12 protein-coding genes are annotated in these 16168 nt (G+C 52.6%); 9 read left to right on the top strand and 3 right to left on the bottom strand.

Annotated elements, in window-relative coordinates:
* Nucleotides 1-125: 125 nt before the first annotated feature.
* Nucleotides 126-1070 carry a DUF1471 family protein YdgH gene (gene ydgH, locus ACLD3P_RS02415; protein WP_000769292.1) on the top strand — a complete coding sequence of 315 codons (945 nt, stop codon included), beginning with the start codon at nucleotides 126-128 and terminating at the stop codon, nucleotides 1068-1070.
* Between the two features lie 298 nt (nucleotides 1071-1368).
* A complete protein-coding gene (locus ACLD3P_RS02410) occupies nucleotides 1369-2751 on the top strand; it encodes an amino acid permease (protein ID WP_000412353.1) in 1383 nt (460 codons plus the stop codon).
* A 61-nt stretch (nucleotides 2752-2812) separates the two neighbouring features.
* Here ACLD3P_RS02410 and ACLD3P_RS02405 read toward each other — a convergent pair whose 3' ends face one another.
* Nucleotides 2813-3148 carry a GlpM family protein gene (locus ACLD3P_RS02405; RefSeq protein WP_000524877.1) on the bottom strand — a complete coding sequence of 112 codons (336 nt, stop codon included), beginning with the start codon at nucleotides 3146-3148 and terminating at the stop codon, nucleotides 2813-2815.
* Between the two features lie 126 nt (nucleotides 3149-3274).
* Here ACLD3P_RS02405 and rstA point away from each other — a divergent pair, with 126 nt between their 5' ends.
* From rstA to tus, 5 genes are all read left to right on the top strand, one after another.
* Nucleotides 3275-4006, top strand: coding sequence for a two-component system response regulator RstA (rstA, locus tag ACLD3P_RS02400; protein ID WP_001080047.1), 732 nt, complete (start codon nucleotides 3275-3277; stop codon nucleotides 4004-4006).
* Nucleotides 4007-4484: 478 nt separating this feature from the next.
* Nucleotides 4485-5636, top strand: coding sequence for a porin OmpS2 (ompS2, locus tag ACLD3P_RS02395; RefSeq protein WP_080169682.1), 1152 nt, complete (start codon nucleotides 4485-4487; stop codon nucleotides 5634-5636).
* A gap of 152 nt (nucleotides 5637-5788) precedes the next feature.
* Nucleotides 5789-7495, top strand: a complete 1707-nt coding sequence (locus ACLD3P_RS02390) for an amidohydrolase (RefSeq protein WP_131046349.1) — start codon at nucleotides 5789-5791, stop codon at nucleotides 7493-7495.
* 110 nt (nucleotides 7496-7605) lie between these two features.
* The gene (gene rstB, locus ACLD3P_RS02385) at nucleotides 7606-8907 is read left to right on the top strand and encodes a two-component system sensor histidine kinase RstB (protein ID WP_023263086.1); all 1302 of its coding nucleotides are present in this window, start codon (nucleotides 7606-7608) and stop codon (nucleotides 8905-8907) included.
* Nucleotides 8908-8982: 75 nt separating this feature from the next.
* Nucleotides 8983-9912: a DNA replication terminus site-binding protein gene (gene tus, locus ACLD3P_RS02380; RefSeq protein WP_000092495.1), complete on the top strand. Its 930-nt coding sequence runs from the start codon at nucleotides 8983-8985 to the stop codon at nucleotides 9910-9912.
* Here the strand turns inward: tus and fumC are convergent.
* A complete protein-coding gene (gene fumC / locus ACLD3P_RS02375) occupies nucleotides 9909-11312 on the bottom strand; it encodes a class II fumarate hydratase (RefSeq protein WP_001649578.1) in 1404 nt (467 codons plus the stop codon). The two genes, tus and fumC, sit on opposite strands and share 4 nt — an antisense overlap.
* A gap of 167 nt (nucleotides 11313-11479) precedes the next feature.
* The gene (gene fumB, locus ACLD3P_RS02370) at nucleotides 11480-13126 is read right to left on the bottom strand and encodes a class I fumarate hydratase (RefSeq protein ID WP_000066609.1); all 1647 of its coding nucleotides are present in this window, start codon (nucleotides 13124-13126) and stop codon (nucleotides 11480-11482) included.
* Between the two features lie 199 nt (nucleotides 13127-13325).
* Here fumB and manA point away from each other — a divergent pair, with 199 nt between their 5' ends.
* Both manA and ACLD3P_RS02360 read left to right on the top strand, forming a co-directional pair.
* Nucleotides 13326-14501 (top strand): mannose-6-phosphate isomerase, encoded by a 1176-nt coding sequence (gene manA, locus ACLD3P_RS02365; protein ID WP_001170622.1) that lies wholly within the window; start codon nucleotides 13326-13328, stop codon nucleotides 14499-14501.
* A gap of 102 nt (nucleotides 14502-14603) precedes the next feature.
* On the top strand, nucleotides 14604-16112 hold the full coding sequence (locus ACLD3P_RS02360) for a YdgA family protein (protein ID WP_000753334.1): 1509 nt from the start codon (nucleotides 14604-14606) through the stop codon (nucleotides 16110-16112).
* The last annotated feature ends 56 nt before the right edge of the window (nucleotides 16113-16168 follow it).

The raw sequence follows: 16168 nt of genomic DNA, 5'->3' as shown, positions 1-16168 counted from the left end.
GGATACATGACACGATGCGTGAAAAATCCCGCAGACATCCATATGGTTTAAATGCAATAATCAGCCACGTTTCTAGTCAATAACAATACCAGTACCTGGTTTGCGCAAGGCGAAGGATTATTTTTATGAAGCTTAAGAACACTCTCCTGGCGTCGGCACTGCTTTCTGCGGCTGCTTTTTCTGTCCATGCAGCAACAGAACTGACGCCGGAGCAAGCGGCTGCACTAAAACCTTATGACCGCATCGTTATTACCGGTCGTTTTAATGCTATTGGCGATGCGGTCTCCGCCGTGTCCCGCCGCGCAGATAAAGAAGGCGCAGCCTCCTTCTATGTTGTCGACACCTCGGAGTTCGGCAACAGTGGTAACTGGCGTGTTGTGGCGGACGTGTATAAAGCCGACGCGCCGAAAGCCGACGCGCCCAAAAATCGTGTCATTAATGGCATCGTGGAATTACCGAAAGACCAGGCCGTACAATTAGAACCGTATGACACCGTCACCGTTCAGGGCTTCTACCGTAGCCAGCCGGAAGTTAACGATGCCATTACGAAAGCGGCGAAACAGAAAGACGCATACGCTTTCTATATTGTTCGTCAGGTGGATGCGAATCAGGGCGGAAACCAGCGCATCACTGCATTTATCTATAAACAAGATGCGAAAAAACGCATCGTCCAGAGCCCGGACGCTATTCCGGCAGACTCTGAAGCTGGCCGCGCCGCGCTGGCTCAGGGCGGCGAAGCTGCGAAGAAAGTCGAAATTCCAGGCGTCGCTACGTCAGCCTCGCCGAGCGCCGAAGTAGGCCGTTTCTTCGAAACGCAATCCACCAAAGGTGGGCGTTACACTGTCACACTTCCGGATGGCACAAAAGTTGAGGAGCTGAATAAAGCGACGGCTGCGATGATGGTGCCTTTCGACAGCGTTAAGTTCACCGGCAACTACGGCAATATGACAGAAATCTCCTACCAGGTCGCCAAACGCGCGGCGAAGAAAGGCGCTAAGTATTATCATATTACGCGTCAGTGGCAGGAGCGCGGCAATAACATCACCATCAGCGCCGACCTCTATAAATAAGGCGCGCGTCGCCATCAGGCTTTCTCGCCGGATGGCGGCATACCTGCCTTATCAGGCCTACACGATCGTTCAACGGCAGGCCTGATAATCCACCATCCGGCACTTTCTCGCGGGATGCCCGTTCCGTCAAATATCGCGATGAATCTCACTTTTCGCTTTTTTGGCGATAAATCTTATCCAGGCCGTTGCATGCGGTCCCTTCTCTCCGTAAAATCCCGCGCCTTAGTGGCTTTCACCATTTTTATGCGTTTTGCCATAATAATTATTCTTCCAATTTCATTTTTATAGCTGGATACCAATGGAAAAAAAACTGGGACTGAGCGCGCTGACCGCGCTGGTTTTAAGCTCAATGCTTGGCGCAGGTGTTTTCAGTCTGCCCCAGAATATGGCCGCCGTTGCCAGTCCGGCTGCGTTGTTAATTGGCTGGGCCATTACCGGCGTGGGGATACTCTTACTGGCATTCGCCATGTTAATCCTCACGCGCATTCGCTCCGAGCTTGACGGCGGTATCTTTACTTACGCCCGCGAAGGCTTCGGCGAACTGATTGGCTTTTGTTCTGCCTGGGGCTATTGGCTGTGCGCGGTCATCGCCAACGTATCCTATTTGGTTATCGTCTTTTCAGCGCTGAGTTTCTTTACCGATACGCCTGCGCTGCGTCTGTTTGGCGACGGTAATACCTGGCAGGCTATTGTTGGCGCTTCAGTCCTGCTCTGGATTGTCCATTTCCTCATCCTGCGCGGAGTACAAACGGCAGCCAGCATCAATCTGGTCGCGACTCTGGCTAAACTATTGCCGCTCGGCGCGTTTATTGTGCTGGCTATCATGATGTTCAAACTGGATACCTTCACACTGGACTTCACCGGTGTTGAACTCGGTATTCCCGTATGGGAACAGGTCAAGAACACCATGCTTATTACGCTGTGGGTGTTTATTGGCGTTGAAGGCGCCGTCGTCGTCTCGGCCCGAGCGAAAAATAAACGCGATGTAGGCCGCGCCACGCTACTGGCGGTACTCGCAGCGCTGGGAATATATCTCCTGGTCACTCTGCTTTCTCTTGGTGTTCTTGCGCGTCCGGAACTGGCGGAGATGCGCAACCCGTCGATGGCCGGACTGATGGTAAAAATGATGGGGCCGTGGGGAGAAATTATTATTGCGGCGGGACTGATTGTGTCTGTCTGCGGGGCTTATCTAAGCTGGACTATCATGGCGGCAGAGGTGCCGTTTCTGGCGGCAGCCTATAAATCCTTCCCGGGCATCTTCGCGCGACAAAATGCGCAAGGCGCGCCTTCTGCATCGTTATGGCTCACCAATATCTGTGTACAAATCTGTCTGGTGCTGATCTGGCTGACCGGTTCGGACTACAACACGCTATTGACGATTGCGTCAGAAATGATTCTGGTGCCCTATTTTCTGGTCGGCGCATTTCTGCTGAAGATTGCAACGCGTCCCCTCCATCGGGCGGTCGGTATCGGAGCCTGTATTTATGGCTTATGGTTATTATATGCGTCGGGTCCCATGCACCTGCTGCTGTCCGTCGTACTGTACGCGCCTGGATTACTGGTTTTCCTGTATGCGCGTCGGACGCACAAGCATGACAACGTATTAAATCGTCAGGAAGTCGTGCTGATTGGTTTATTGCTGGTCGCGGCGGTTCCGGCTACGTGGATGCTGGTGGGTTAACAACCTCCCCATCGTAATATCCGTCTGTATTACGATGGGGAAACCACGGTCTGTGCCAATATTAATGCCATTTAATCCAGCAAAAAATCAGCAGCCACGCGCTTAGCCCCCAGCAGACCACCGCACCGCCAAGCGCGACGGGCAGGCGCATCACGCCGCTGAAATACCATAGCGTTGCAAGATAAATGAAATAAGGAATGATCGACCACATGCTAAAGACGATGGTGGTACGCATCGCGTCGATGCCCCGCTCGCTGGCCACGATATAGTGCGCGATAAGCGCAAACGTTGGAAACAGAGGAATTAATCCGGCGATATAATAATTTTTCGTTTTTGACAGCAGACCAATCAATACGACGACCAGCGCCCCCAGGGCAGCTTTAATCACGAGTCCCATTACCTTGCCTTAACATGCTAATAACAACAGCGTGTAGCATAACGGAACCGCTCTCGTTTAGAAAAGATTTATGGAAGGGAAAACAGAGGCGGTGTATGTTGGCGTTTTCTATTCTCCATTTATAATATGAACCGCATTGTATTTGTTGAAGACGACGCTGAAGTGGGTTCTCTCATTGCCGCTTATCTGGCGAAACATGATATTGATGTCATTGTTGAGCCGCGTGGTGACCGGGCGGAGGATCTTATCCTCACCACTCAGCCCGATCTGGTTTTACTGGATATTATGCTTCCAGGTAAAGATGGCATGACGATATGCCGCGATTTACGCCACCGCTGGCAAGGCCCGATTGTCCTGCTCACCTCGCTGGACAGTGATATGAATCATATTCTGGCGCTGGAGATGGGCGCCTGCGACTACATCCTCAAAACCACGCCTCCGGCCGTTTTGCTGGCGCGTCTGCGCTTACACCTGCGGCAAAGCGAACAAACGCAACAGGCAAAAAGCCTTCAGGAGAGCGCGCTTACGCCGCATAAAGCGCTGCGTTTTGGCGCGTTAACCATCGATCCCCTAAACCGGGCGGTCCAGCTCAACGGCGATTTCATATCGCTCTCCACCGCCGATTTTGAATTGCTCTGGGAACTGGCGACACACGCCGGAAAAATTATGGATCGCGACGCGTTGCTAAAAACGCTGCGCGGCGTCAATTATGATGGTCTGGATCGCAGCGTGGATGTGGCGATTTCCCGCCTGCGTAAGAAACTGCTGGATAGCGCTGCTGAGCCCTATCGTATAAAGACCATTCGCAATAAAGGCTATCTTTTTGCCCCTCATGCCTGGGACGAAACGACGGGATAAGTTAGCCGACAGATTTTACCTGCCTTTATCAAGTCATAGTGGCGATGCTCATCACCGCCACTGTTCAAAAAACAGACATTGTATACATGGATGCTATTTTTATTAGTCGGAACAGCCCCTTTATTACCGTTTTCTCTGCGTTGCGGTTCTTCATTACGTCTTTTTCGTCCAAGAAAATTAAATTAAAAAAACTCGAAGCCAGTTCACAAAATTGATAACAGAATGTCTGCCCGGCGCTATATTGCCGTCTTTTTTCGCAAATTGTGAAACCAAACAAATCATAATCATGAATATATAATAACAAATATATTCACCATAAATATGTGCGTTTCCGATAGTAACTTTTGTATTAATTAATAACATATAAGAAAAGTTAGCATTTGCTGAAATAATATTATTCAGATTAGGATGCCTTTGATTCAACGAATCTGTAGAAGTTCAATCTTTTGCAAATAAGTTAAGTTTTTAAGGATAAAAAATGAAAAGAAAAGTATTGGCACTTGTCATCCCGGCTCTGCTGGCTGCTGGCGCAGCACACGCCGCTGAAATTTATAACAAAGACGGCAACAAACTGGACCTTTACGGGAAAGTAGACGGCCTGCACTATTTCTCTGATGACTCTTCTAAAGATGGCGATCAGACCTATATGCGTGTCGGCTTTAAAGGCGAAACACAGATTAACGACCAACTGACCGGTTACGGCCAGTGGGAATATAACGTTCAGGCTAACACTACCGAAGGCGAAGGCGCTAATTCCTGGACTCGTCTGGCATTCGCCGGCCTGAAATTCGGCGACTACGGCTCATTCGACTATGGTCGTAACTACGGCGTCCTGTACGACGTGGAAGGCTGGACCGATATGCTGCCTGAGTTCGGCGGCGACTCCTATACTTACGCTGACAACTACATGACCGGTCGTGCTAACGGCGTGGCCACCTACCGTAACACTGATTTCTTCGGTCTGGTAGACGGTCTGAACTTCGCGTTGCAATATCAGGGTAAAAATGAAAGCCAAAGCGCTGACGATGTAAATATCGGTACCAATAACCGTAATAATGGCGACGATATTCGTTACGATAACGGTGATGGCTTCGGTATTTCTACTACCTATGATATTGGCATGGGCTTCAGCGCAGGCGCTGCGTATACCACTTCCGATCGTACTAATGAGCAAGTCAATGCTGGCGGCACGATTGCTGGCGGCGACAAAGCGGATGCCTGGACAGCTGGTTTGAAATATGATGCCAACAACATCTATTTAGCGACTATGTATTCTGAAACCCGTAATATGACGCCTTATGGTAAAACGGACCCGGGTTATGCTGGCGGCGTAGCAAACAAAACGCAAAACTTCGAAGTTACAGCCCAATATCAATTTGATTTCGGTCTGCGCCCGGCGGTTTCTTTCTTGATGTCTAAAGGTAAAGATCTGACCTATAACAACGTTAATGGCGATGATAAAGACCTGGTTAAATATGCTGATGTAGGTGCTACCTACTATTTCAACAAAAACTTCTCCACCTATGTTGATTATAAAATCAACCTGCTGGATGATGACGACCAGTTCTATAAAGATGCCGGTATCAGCACTGATGATATCGTCGCGCTGGGTATGGTTTACCAGTTCTAATTATTCATTAATTCTTCTCAAGCCCGCCGTTTCGGCGGGCTTTTCTTTTTCTATCACCACCGTTCTAAAAACAGAACGCACTGTTCCCTGGGCACAGATTGAACAATTCTTGTTCGCTCTCTATGGTTTGCTTATCGCCCGACAAAAGGAACATGCTAATGATCAGTCTCGTCCCGCCTCTGCTTTCCAGCACCGCGCTTCTCTTTCTGCTCACGGCCACAGGCGCAGCCACCGCCGCCCGCCCGGCAGCGGATATTATTTTGCATAACGGTAATATCATCACTCTGAATGATGCCCAGCCGCAGGCCAGCGCGCTGGCGATTTCCGGCTCGCGGATTGTGGCGATTGGCGATGATACGGCGACAAATGAATGGCGCGGCGACCATACCCGTACCATCGATTTACAGGGTAAAACCGTGATACCCGGCCTGACCGATACCCACATCCACGCCATTCGCGGCGGACAAACCTGGACATTCGAAACCTACTGGTACGACAGCCCTTCGCTTAAAGACGCGCTGGATAAATTACGCGCCGACGCTAACCGTCGTCCCCACGATCAATGGGTAGCCGTAGTGGGATCGTGGATACCGGCGCAATTTGCAGAAAACCGGGCGCCGACGGTAGCCGAATTGAGCCACGCCCTTCCCGATCATCCGGCTTATATTCAGTATCTGTACGACTATGCGTTAGTGAATCAGCGCGGTATAGACGTACTTGGCCTTAACGACACCCCTCCTCCTGATTTAGCGGGAATCCGCGTAGAGCGCGACGCAAAAGGTAGCGCCACGGGGAAATTATTTGGTGACATCGCCGCGTTCAATCAGCTTTTTGCCAGCATAAGTCGTAACGCCGATCGTGAGGGCGGTCTGCGGCAATTTTTCGCTGATATGAACGCTCGCGGCGTGACCGGCATCATTGACCCCTCTGCCGGGCCTGCCGCCGCTTATGAGCCTTTATTTGCAATGCGAAACCAGGGGGATTTACCGCTGCGCGTGGGGTATCGCATTCCGGTACAGCCAGAAGCGAAAGGTCATGAAGCGCAGTGGTTCAGCAACCTGATGGCCTTTCGCCCGGCGCGTGCCGATGACGGGCAACTGGCTTTTCTTGGCCTGGGGGAAAGCCTGGTGGCCGGAATGAATGACGGCGTGCGGATGGCCCCAGGATTTTCTTCCTCAGAGCAGGACAAAACCGCGCTTCGCCAGGTCGCGACGTTTGCGGCAAAACGGGGAATACCGCTTGAGATCCACGCCTATACCGATGACAGCGCCGACGCGATATTGACGATTTTTGAGCAGGTAGCGCAGCAGTACGATCTGCGCCCTCTCCGCTGGTCTATTGCGCACCTGAATACCGGTTCGCCACAGACGCTTGAGCGAATGCGTAAGCTGGGTCTGGCATTCACTGTGCAAATGGGGCCTTACTTTGAGGGGCTTGCCATCCGTGACGCCAATCCACCCGGCGCGACGGACAATTCGCCGCCGGTTCGACTGGCGCTGGATAAAGGGCTTGTCGTAGCTGGCGGCACCGATTCGACGCGTATTGGCATTGCCGGTGTCTGGCACGCTATCGAATATCATATCACCGGTATAGCGTCAGGCGGTTCCGTGCGTAAACCCGCCAGCGAGCGGCTCACGCGTCTGGAAGCGCTAGCGTTATATACACGTCATGCCGCCTGGCTCGCCTTTGCCGAACAACACCGGGGCCAGCTTAGCGTCGGAAAACAGGCCGATCTGGCGGTACTCAATCAGCCATTTATGACGATGCCCGAAGACAGAATTGATACCATTCGCGCTGTTTTGACGCTTGTCGATGGACGCATTGTTCACGAAAGTCCGGACCTTAACGCCGGACAATGAGGTTGTCAGTTGACGCAAAGCCTGCTTTTATAACCCACCAGCGGCGCTGACGGGAAATCTTTTCCGTCAGCGCGCGATAGAGCTAATGTATTGAGATCCGGTGGGCGTTGATGAAAAAGCTGTTTGTGCAGTTTTACCTTTTGCTGTTCGTCTGTTTTCTGGTCATGACCTTATTGGTCGGACTGGTGTACAAATTCACTGCCGAACGCGCGGGCAGGCAATCGCTCGACGATCTGATGAAAAGTTCGCTCTATCTGATGCGCAGCGAACTGCGGGAAATTCCGCCGCGTGAATGGGGGAAAACGTTAAAAGAAATGGACCTGAACCTCTCTTTCGATTTACGCGTTGAACCGTTAAATCACTATAAGCTTGATGCCACCACCACGCAGCGACTGCGTGAAGGCGATATCGTCGCGCTTGACGATCAATACACCTTTATTCAGCGTATCCCGCGCAGCCATTACGTCCTGGCGGTTGGCCCGGTTCCCTATCTCTATTTCCTGCATCAAATGCGACTGCTGGATATCGCTTTAATGGCGCTCATTGCCTTTTCTCTCGCCTTTCCTGTGTTTATCTGGATGCGCCCGCACTGGCAAGAAATGCTCAGGCTCGAATCCGCCGCGCAGCGCTTTGGCGAGGGTCATTTGACTGAACGCCTGCATTTCGATAATGGTTCCAGTTTCGAACGTCTGGGCGTCGCGTTCAACCAGATGGCGGATAATATTAATGCTCTGATCGCCAGTAAAAAACAGCTGATTGACGGTATCGCCCATGAGCTTCGCACGCCGCTGGTACGTTTACGCTATCGGCTTGAAATGAGTGAAAACCTTACACCGCCGGAATCACAGGCGCTCAATCGCGATATTGGTCAACTGGAAGCGCTGATTGAAGAACTGCTCACCTATGCGCGCCTTGACCGACCACAAAATGAACTGATGTTGACCGAACCCGACCTCCCCGCCTGGTTGCTCGCGCATTTGCAGGATGTGCAGAGCGTGACCCCGGAACGCGCCGTAAACCTTCTCACATGTGTAATCGGCGATTATGGCGCGCTTGATATGCGGTTAATGTCGCGAGTGCTGGATAACCTGCTGAATAATGCGTTGCGCTACAGTCGTACCACCGTTCAGGTCAGTCTGTTACTCGACGGCAGTCAGGCAACGTTGATAGTCGAAGATGATGGCCCCGGCATTGAAGCGGATGCGCGAGAGCACGTATTTGAACCTTTTGTCAGACTCGACCCCAGTAGAGACCGGGCGACAGGCGGCTGCGGGCTTGGACTCGCCATCGTACACTCTATCGCCCTGGCGATGGGCGGTAGCGTCGTCTGTGACGAGAGCGAACTGGGCGGCGCAAAATTTAGCTTTCACTGGCCGGTCTGGCACGCGATGCCCGACATGACCGCTGCCTGACGTATTTTGCACGCTGGTTGAGCGGCGGGAACTGTGCTATACAGATAGTATGTTGTAACTAAAGTGAGTGATACCATGTCCCGCTACGATCTCGTTGAACGCCTGAATGGCACTTTTCGCCAGATAGAACAACACCTGGCGGCGCTGACGGATAATCTACAGCAGCATTCGCTACTTATCGCCCGTGTCTTTTCACTGCCGCAGGTGACCAAAGAGGCGGAACATGCGCCGCTGGATACTATCGAGGTAACGCAACATCTGGGGAAAGAGGCCGAAACGCTGGCGCTACGTCACTATCGCCATTTGTTTATTCAACAGCAGTCCGAAAACCGCAGCAGTAAAGCCGCCGTCCGCCTGCCTGGCGTCTTATGCTATCAAGTGGATAATGCGACACAGTTAGATCTGGAAAATCAGATACAGCGCATTAACCAGTTGAAAACCACCTTCGAGCAGATGGTTACGGTAGAGTCCGGTCTTCCCTCAGCGGCACGTTTTGAGTGGGTGCATCGGCATCTACCCGGCTTAATTACGCTGAACGCTTACCGCACGCTGACGCTTATCAATAACCCCGCTACCATACGTTTCGGCTGGGCAAATAAACATATTATTAAAAATTTAAGCCGGGATGAGGTTCTGAGCCAGTTGAAAAAAAGCCTCGCGTCGCCGCGCAGCGTCCCGCCGTGGACGCGCGAACAATGGCAATTCAAGCTGGAACGGGAATATCAGGATATCGCTGCCTTACCGCAGCAGGCCCGACTCAAGATTAAGCGTCCGGTTAAAGTACAGCCGATCGCCCGCATCTGGTATAAAGGCCAGCAGAAACAGGTGCAACACGCCTGCCCCACGCCGATTATCGCATTAATCAACACGGACAACGGCGCTGGCGTGCCGGATATTGGCGGGCTGGAAAACTATGACGCCGATAATATTCAGCACCGTTTTAAACCACAGGCGCAGCCGCTGCGACTGATTATTCCGCGACTGCACCTGTATGTGGCGGATTAACGTCCCGGCGTCATACTGCCAACCATCAACTCCGGACGTACCCAGGCGTCGAACTCCTCGTCGCTAAGGTATCCTAATGCCACGGCTGAGGCTTTGAGCGTCAGCCCTTCTTTATGCGCCTTCTTCGCAATCTCCGCCGCTTTATCGTAACCGATGTGCGTATTGAGCGCAGTGACCAGCATCAGCGACTCATTCAGCAACTGCGTAATACGCTCGCGGTTTGGCTCGATTCCTGACGCACAGTGTTGATTGAAACTCTCCATGCCATCGGCCAGCAGGCGCACCGTTTGCAGAAAATTATGAATAACCATCGGACGATAGACGTTGAGCTCAAAGTTGCCCGATGCGCCCCCCATATTGATGGCCACATCGTTACCCATCACCTGGCAACATAGCATCGTTACCGCTTCACACTGGGTCGGATTCACTTTACCAGGCATAATGGAACTGCCTGGCTCATTCTCCGGGATAGCAATCTCGCCAATGCCGCAGCGCGGGCCGGACGCCAGCCAGCGAACATCGTTGGCGATTTTCATCAGCGAGGCCGCCAGTCCTTTTAATGCGCCATGCGCCTGTACCAACGCGTCACAGGTCGCCAGCGCTTCGAATTTATTCGGGGCGGTAACAAACGGCGCCGCGGTAATCGTCGCCAGTTCCTCGGCCACGCGCCGGGCATATTCCGGATGGGTATTAAGCCCTGTCCCCACTGCGGTTCCGCCGAGCGCCAGTTCTGCGACGTGCGGTAAACTGTGCTCAATGTGCCTGAGGTTATGTTCCAGCATGGCTACCCAACCGGAAATCTCCTGGCCTAAGGTGAGCGGCGTCGCGTCCTGCAGGTGAGTACGGCCAATTTTGACAATATCGGCGAAAGCGTGGGATTTATCGCGAAGCGTATCCGTTAATGCGGATAATTGCGGGATGAGGTGTTCGCGTAACGCCAGTAACGCCGCCACGTGCATGGCGGTTGGGAACACATCGTTTGAGCTTTGACTCTTATTGACGTCATCATTGGGATGCACCTTGCGTTCCATACCGCGAACGCCGCCCAAAATTTCACTGGCGCGGTTCGCTAACACCTCATTCATATTCATGTTGCTTTGCGTACCGGACCCGGTCTGCCAAATCGCCAGCGGAAACTCATCAGCATGTTTTCCCGCCAGCACTTCATCAGCCGCCTGGATAATCGCGCTGGCTTTTTCCGCCGCCAACAACCCTAAGTCCTGGTTGACCTTCGCAGCAGCGCGCTTGGTCAACGCCAGAGCGTGAATGAGCGAGACAGGCATTTTCTCCGTGGAAATCCGAAAATGCTCCAGCGAACGTTGAGTCTGCGCTCCCCACAGTTTATCTGCCGGGACTTCAATCGCGCCCATTGAATCTTTCTCGCGGCGTACCGTTACCATTACCTGCTCCTTACTCAAGTTGATGAGATCATGTGTCGACATTGCTCACATGTTTGCGGTCTTATGAGTATTAACGATAACAACACAACGGTGTAGACCGGATAAGGCGCTTGCGCCGTTCTCCGGCAAAATAGCGAATCATGTTACCGCCCCGCAGGGCGGCGACATTACTTAACGCAGCGCGCGCACTGCGATGACTGAATCTGCTGGAAGAAATCGTTACCTTTATCATCCACCAGAATAAAGGCCGGAAAATCCTCCACTTCAATTTTCCAGATAGCCTCCATACCCAGTTCAGGATATTCCACGCACTCCAGGCGCTTGATACTGCCCTGCGCCAGAACGGCTGCCGGGCCGCCGATACTGCCCAGGTAGAAGCCGCCATGTTTCTTACAGGCATCGGTCACCTGCTGGCTGCGGTTGCCTTTCGCCAGCATGATCATACTGCCGCCCTGCGACTGGAGCTGATCAACATAAGAGTCCATCCGTCCTGCGGTAGTCGGCCCAAGCGACCCGGAGGCGTACCCTTCCGGCGTTTTTGCCGGCCCCGCATAATAGATAGGATGATCTTTGATGTACTGCGGCAAACCTTCGCCTCTGTCCATCCGTTCTTTCAGTTTAGCGTGCGCGATGTCGCGGCCCACAATAATCGTGCCGTTCAGCGACAGGCGCGTTGATACCGGATACTGCGACAGTTGTTGCAGTATCTCGCTCATGGGACGGTTAAGATCAACGCGCACCGCCTCGCCCTCTCCCGCCTGGCGCAGCGCCTCAGGAATATATTTACCTGGATTGCGCTCCAGCTTCTCGATCCAGATCCCTTCCCGGTTGATCTTCGCTTTAATGTTTCGATCCGCGGAGCAGGACACGCCCATACCTACCGGACACGATGCCCCGTGGCGCGGCAATCGGATGACACGAATATCGTGAGCGAAATACTTGCCGCCGAACTGCGCGCCTAAGCCAAGATTTTGCGCCTCAAGCAACAATTCTTTTTCCAGCTCAATATCGCGGAAGGCCTGCCCGTGTTCATTGCCTTCGGTCGGTAGCGCATCATAGTATTTTGCCGAGGCCAGCTTAACGGTCTTCAGGTTCGCTTCCGCCGAGGTGCCGCCAATGACAAACGCGATGTGATACGGCGGACAGGCGGCGGTGCCCAGCGTACGCATCTTATCGACGAGATAATTTTTGAGCTTACCCGGCGTCAGAAGCGCTTTTGTCTCCTGATAGAGGTAGGTTTTATTCGCCGATCCGCCGCCTTTAGCGATACAGAGGAATTTATATTCATCGCCATCGACGCTGTAGAGATCGATCTGCGCCGGCAGGTTAGTACCGGTATTGACCTCTTTGTACATATCCAGCGCCGCGTTCTGCGAATAGCGCAGGTTATCTTCGATATAGGTGTTATATACGCCGCGAGCCAGCGCCGCTTCATCACCTCCGCCAGTCCAGACGCGTTGGCCTTTTTTGCCGACAATAATGGCCGTACCGGTATCCTGGCAGGTGGGCAACACGCCTTTGGCCGCGATATCGGAGTTTCGCAGGAATTGCAGCGCGACATATTTGTCGTTTTCACTGGCCTGCGGATCGCGCAGAATATCCGCCACCTGCTGCTGATGCGCGGGACGTAACATAAAAGACGCATCGTGGAAGGCCTGACGCGCCAACAGCGTTAGCGCTTCCGGCGCGACTTTCAGGATCTCTTGTCCTTCAAATTCGGCGACGGAAACATGTTCGCTGGTCAACAAGTAGTACTCGGTATCGTCCTTTTTGAGGGGAAAAGGGTCTTGATAAAAGAAGGGTTTGTTTGACATTGTGCTCTCACTTACCGCTCGGTATGGTTATTCTCTGGGCAGGTGTTCCATTGCCCGACTAAAAGCGAGTAACACTATCCTACACAATTTTTTAACAAAAACTGAGACAAGTACGACTTTTTACGCGCGGAGGTTACTTCATGCGGGTTTCTTGGTTTAATACCTCCCATTGATCTCCACATTGAAACAGGGCTTGATAATGCAAAAACTCATTAACTCAGTGCAAAACTATGCCTGGGGAAGTAAAACTGCGTTAACGGAACTTTATGGCATCGCCAATCCGCAGCAGCAGCCAATGGCTGAACTCTGGATGGGCGCGCATCCCAAAAGCAGCTCGCGAATCACCACCGCCAACGGCGAAACCGTCTCCCTGCGTGACGCCATCGAAAAGAATAAAACCGCCATGCTGGGCGAAGCGGTAGCCAACCGTTTCGGCGAACTGCCGTTTCTGTTTAAAGTACTGTGCGCCGCACAGCCGCTCTCTATTCAGGTGCACCCGAATAAACGCAACTCCGAAATCGGTTTCGCGAAAGAAAATGCGGCGGGTATCCCCATGGATGCCGCAGAGCGGAACTATAAAGATCCTAACCATAAGCCAGAGCTGGTTTTTGCCCTGACGCCTTTCCTGGCGATGAACGCGTTCCGCGAATTTTCTGACATTGTCTCTTTACTGCAACCTGTCGCCGGCGCGCATTCCGCTATCGCCCACTTTTTGCAGGCGCCGAACGCTGAACGTCTGAGCCAGCTTTTCGCCAGCCTGTTGAATATGCAAGGCGAAGAAAAATCCCGCGCGTTAGCCGTACTCAAAGCGGCGCTTAACAGCCAGCAAGGCGAACCGTGGCAAACGATCCGCGTGATTTCAGAGTATTATCCTGACGACAGCGGGCTTTTCTCTCCTTTGTTGCTGAATGTGGTCAAACTGAATCCCGGCGAGGCGATGTTCCTGTTTGCCGAAACGCCTCATGCTTATCTGCAGGGCGTTGCGCTGGAAGTCATGGCGAACTCCGATAACGTTCTGCGCGCTGGCCTTACGCCAAAATATATCGACATCCCTGAGCTGGTCGCGAACGTGAAGTTCGAACCTAAGCCTGCCGGCGAGTTGCTGACGGCCCCGGTAAAAAGCGGCGCGGAGCTGGACTTCCCAATTCCGGTTGACGATTTTGCTTTTTCACTGCACGACCTGGCGCTTCAGGAGACGAGCATCGGCCAACACAGCGCCGCGATTCTGTTCTGCGTTGAGGGTGAGGCGGTGTTACGTAAAGATGAACAGCGTCTGGTACTGAAGCCGGGTGAATCTGCCTTTATCGGCGCGGATGAGTCTCCGGTTAACGCCAGCGGCACGGGCCGTTTAGCGCGTGTTTATAACAAGCTGTAGCAACGTACTGAATTTTTTAACAACTCTTGCTAAGCTTATAACAGACGTAAAACTCCTCCAGGCGGTTTAATCCGCCTGGTTTCATTTTTATGGACAATTGATATGAAAAAAACACTGGTAGCTGCAGGTGTAGTAATTGCACTTGGCATCGTCTGGACAGGCGGCGCCTGGTATACGGGGAAAAAGCTGGAGAACCATCTTGCAGAAATGGTGACTCAGGCCAATGAACAGCTCAAGCGTACTGCGCCGGAGGCCGGTGTCGAATTAAGTTATCAAAACTACCAGCGTGGCGTGTTCAGTAGCCATCTGCAACTGGTTGTCAAACCGGTTGCCGGCGCAGACACTACCTGGTTGAAACCAGGGCAAAGCATTGTGCTGGACGAGTCCGTTTCACATGGCCCCTTCCCGCTCGCCCAGCTCAAAACGCTCAATCTGATCCCTTCTATGGCGTCGGTAAAAACCACCCTGGTGAATAACGATGCGGCAAAACCCCTTTTTGATATCGCGAAAGGCGACACGCCCTTTGTTATCAATACCCGCATTGGTTATGGCGGCGATACCCGCTCCGATATCTCTCTCAAGCCGTTAAACTACGAGAATGCCGGTGAAAAGGTCGCCTTTAGCGGCGGCGAGTTCCAGCTTAACGCCGACAAAGACGGTAATGTGGTTTCGCTGTCGGGCGAAGCGCAGAGCGGCCTGGTCGATGCCGTTAACGAATATAATCAGAAGGTACAACTCACCTTTAATAATTTGAAAACAGACGGTACCAGTAAGCTGGCAAGCTTTGGCGAGCGTGTAGGCGACCAAAAGTTAACGCTGGATAAACTGTCCATCGCCATTGAGGGTAAAGAGATGGCGGTGCTGGAAGGGATGGAAATTGCCGGCAAGTCCGATCTCGTCAACGACGGAAAAACCATTAACAGCCAGTTGGATTACTCGCTTAACAGCCTGAAAGTGCAGAATCAGGATTTAGGCAGCGGTAAATTAACGCTGAAAGTCGGTCAAATCGACGGCGAAGCCTGGCACCAGTTTAGTCAGCAATATCATGCGCAAACGCAGGCGCTGTTGAATCAGCCGGACGTGGCGCAGAATCCTGAGCTTTATCAGCAAAAAGTCACTGAAGCGTTCTTTAGCGCTCTCCCCGTGCTGTTAAAAGGCGATCCGGTACTGACTCTGGCGCCGCTTAGCTGGAAAAACGCCAAAGGGGAAACCACGCTGAATCTGTCGCTGTTCCTCAAAGATCCGGCAACCACAACGGCACAACCGCAAACGCTGGCGCAGGAAGTCGACCGCTCCGTGAAATCGCTGGATGCGAAACTGGCAATTCCGATGGACATGGCGGTCGAGTTTATGACGCAGATAGCAAAACTGGAAGGCTATCAGCAGGATGATGCGGAAAAACTGGCAAAACAGCAGGTGCAGGGGCTGTCCGCAATGGGTCAGATGTTCCGACTGACAACGCTGAAGGATAATACTATCGCCTCCAGTTTGCAGTACGCCAATGGCCAGATCACGCTCAACGGACAAAAAATGCCGTTGGAAGACTTTGTCGGCCTGTTTGGGATGCCAGCGCTTTCCGTACCGGACGTTCCGGCGCTGCCTCAACAATAATCGCCTTGCCGGGTGTCGCGACGCTGCACCCGGTCTGCGCCGAACGACGCGCAGCC

This window comes from Salmonella sp. 741265073_HBA (assembly GCF_046569105.1).
Lineage (GTDB): Bacteria > Pseudomonadota > Gammaproteobacteria > Enterobacterales > Enterobacteriaceae > Salmonella > Salmonella enterica.
The sequence above is the reverse complement of the archived record's forward strand: the minus strand, read 5'-3'. Positions and strand labels throughout refer to the sequence as shown.

Bases quoted from the DNA above. Each gene is read 5' to 3' on its own strand.
- ydgH (WP_000769292.1), top strand. From the start codon at position 126: ATGAAGCTTAAGAACACTCTCCTGGCGTCGGCACTGCTTTCTGCGGCT.
- ACLD3P_RS02410 (WP_000412353.1), top strand. From the start codon at position 1,369: ATGGAAAAAAAACTGGGACTGAGCGCGCTGACCGCGCTGGTTTTAAGC.
- ACLD3P_RS02405 (WP_000524877.1), bottom strand. From the start codon at position 3,148: ATGGGACTCGTGATTAAAGCTGCCCTGGGGGCGCTGGTCGTCGTATTG.
- rstA (WP_001080047.1), top strand. From the start codon at position 3,275: ATGAACCGCATTGTATTTGTTGAAGACGACGCTGAAGTGGGTTCTCTC.
- ompS2 (WP_080169682.1), top strand. From the start codon at position 4,485: ATGAAAAGAAAAGTATTGGCACTTGTCATCCCGGCTCTGCTGGCTGCT.
- ACLD3P_RS02390 (WP_131046349.1), top strand. From the start codon at position 5,789: ATGCTAATGATCAGTCTCGTCCCGCCTCTGCTTTCCAGCACCGCGCTT.
- rstB (WP_023263086.1), top strand. From the start codon at position 7,606: ATGAAAAAGCTGTTTGTGCAGTTTTACCTTTTGCTGTTCGTCTGTTTT.
- tus (WP_000092495.1), top strand. From the start codon at position 8,983: ATGTCCCGCTACGATCTCGTTGAACGCCTGAATGGCACTTTTCGCCAG.
- fumC (WP_001649578.1), bottom strand. From the start codon at position 11,312: ATGGTAACGGTACGCCGCGAGAAAGATTCAATGGGCGCGATTGAAGTC.
- fumB (WP_000066609.1), bottom strand. From the start codon at position 13,126: ATGTCAAACAAACCCTTCTTTTATCAAGACCCTTTTCCCCTCAAAAAG.
- manA (WP_001170622.1), top strand. From the start codon at position 13,326: ATGCAAAAACTCATTAACTCAGTGCAAAACTATGCCTGGGGAAGTAAA.
- ACLD3P_RS02360 (WP_000753334.1), top strand. From the start codon at position 14,604: ATGAAAAAAACACTGGTAGCTGCAGGTGTAGTAATTGCACTTGGCATC.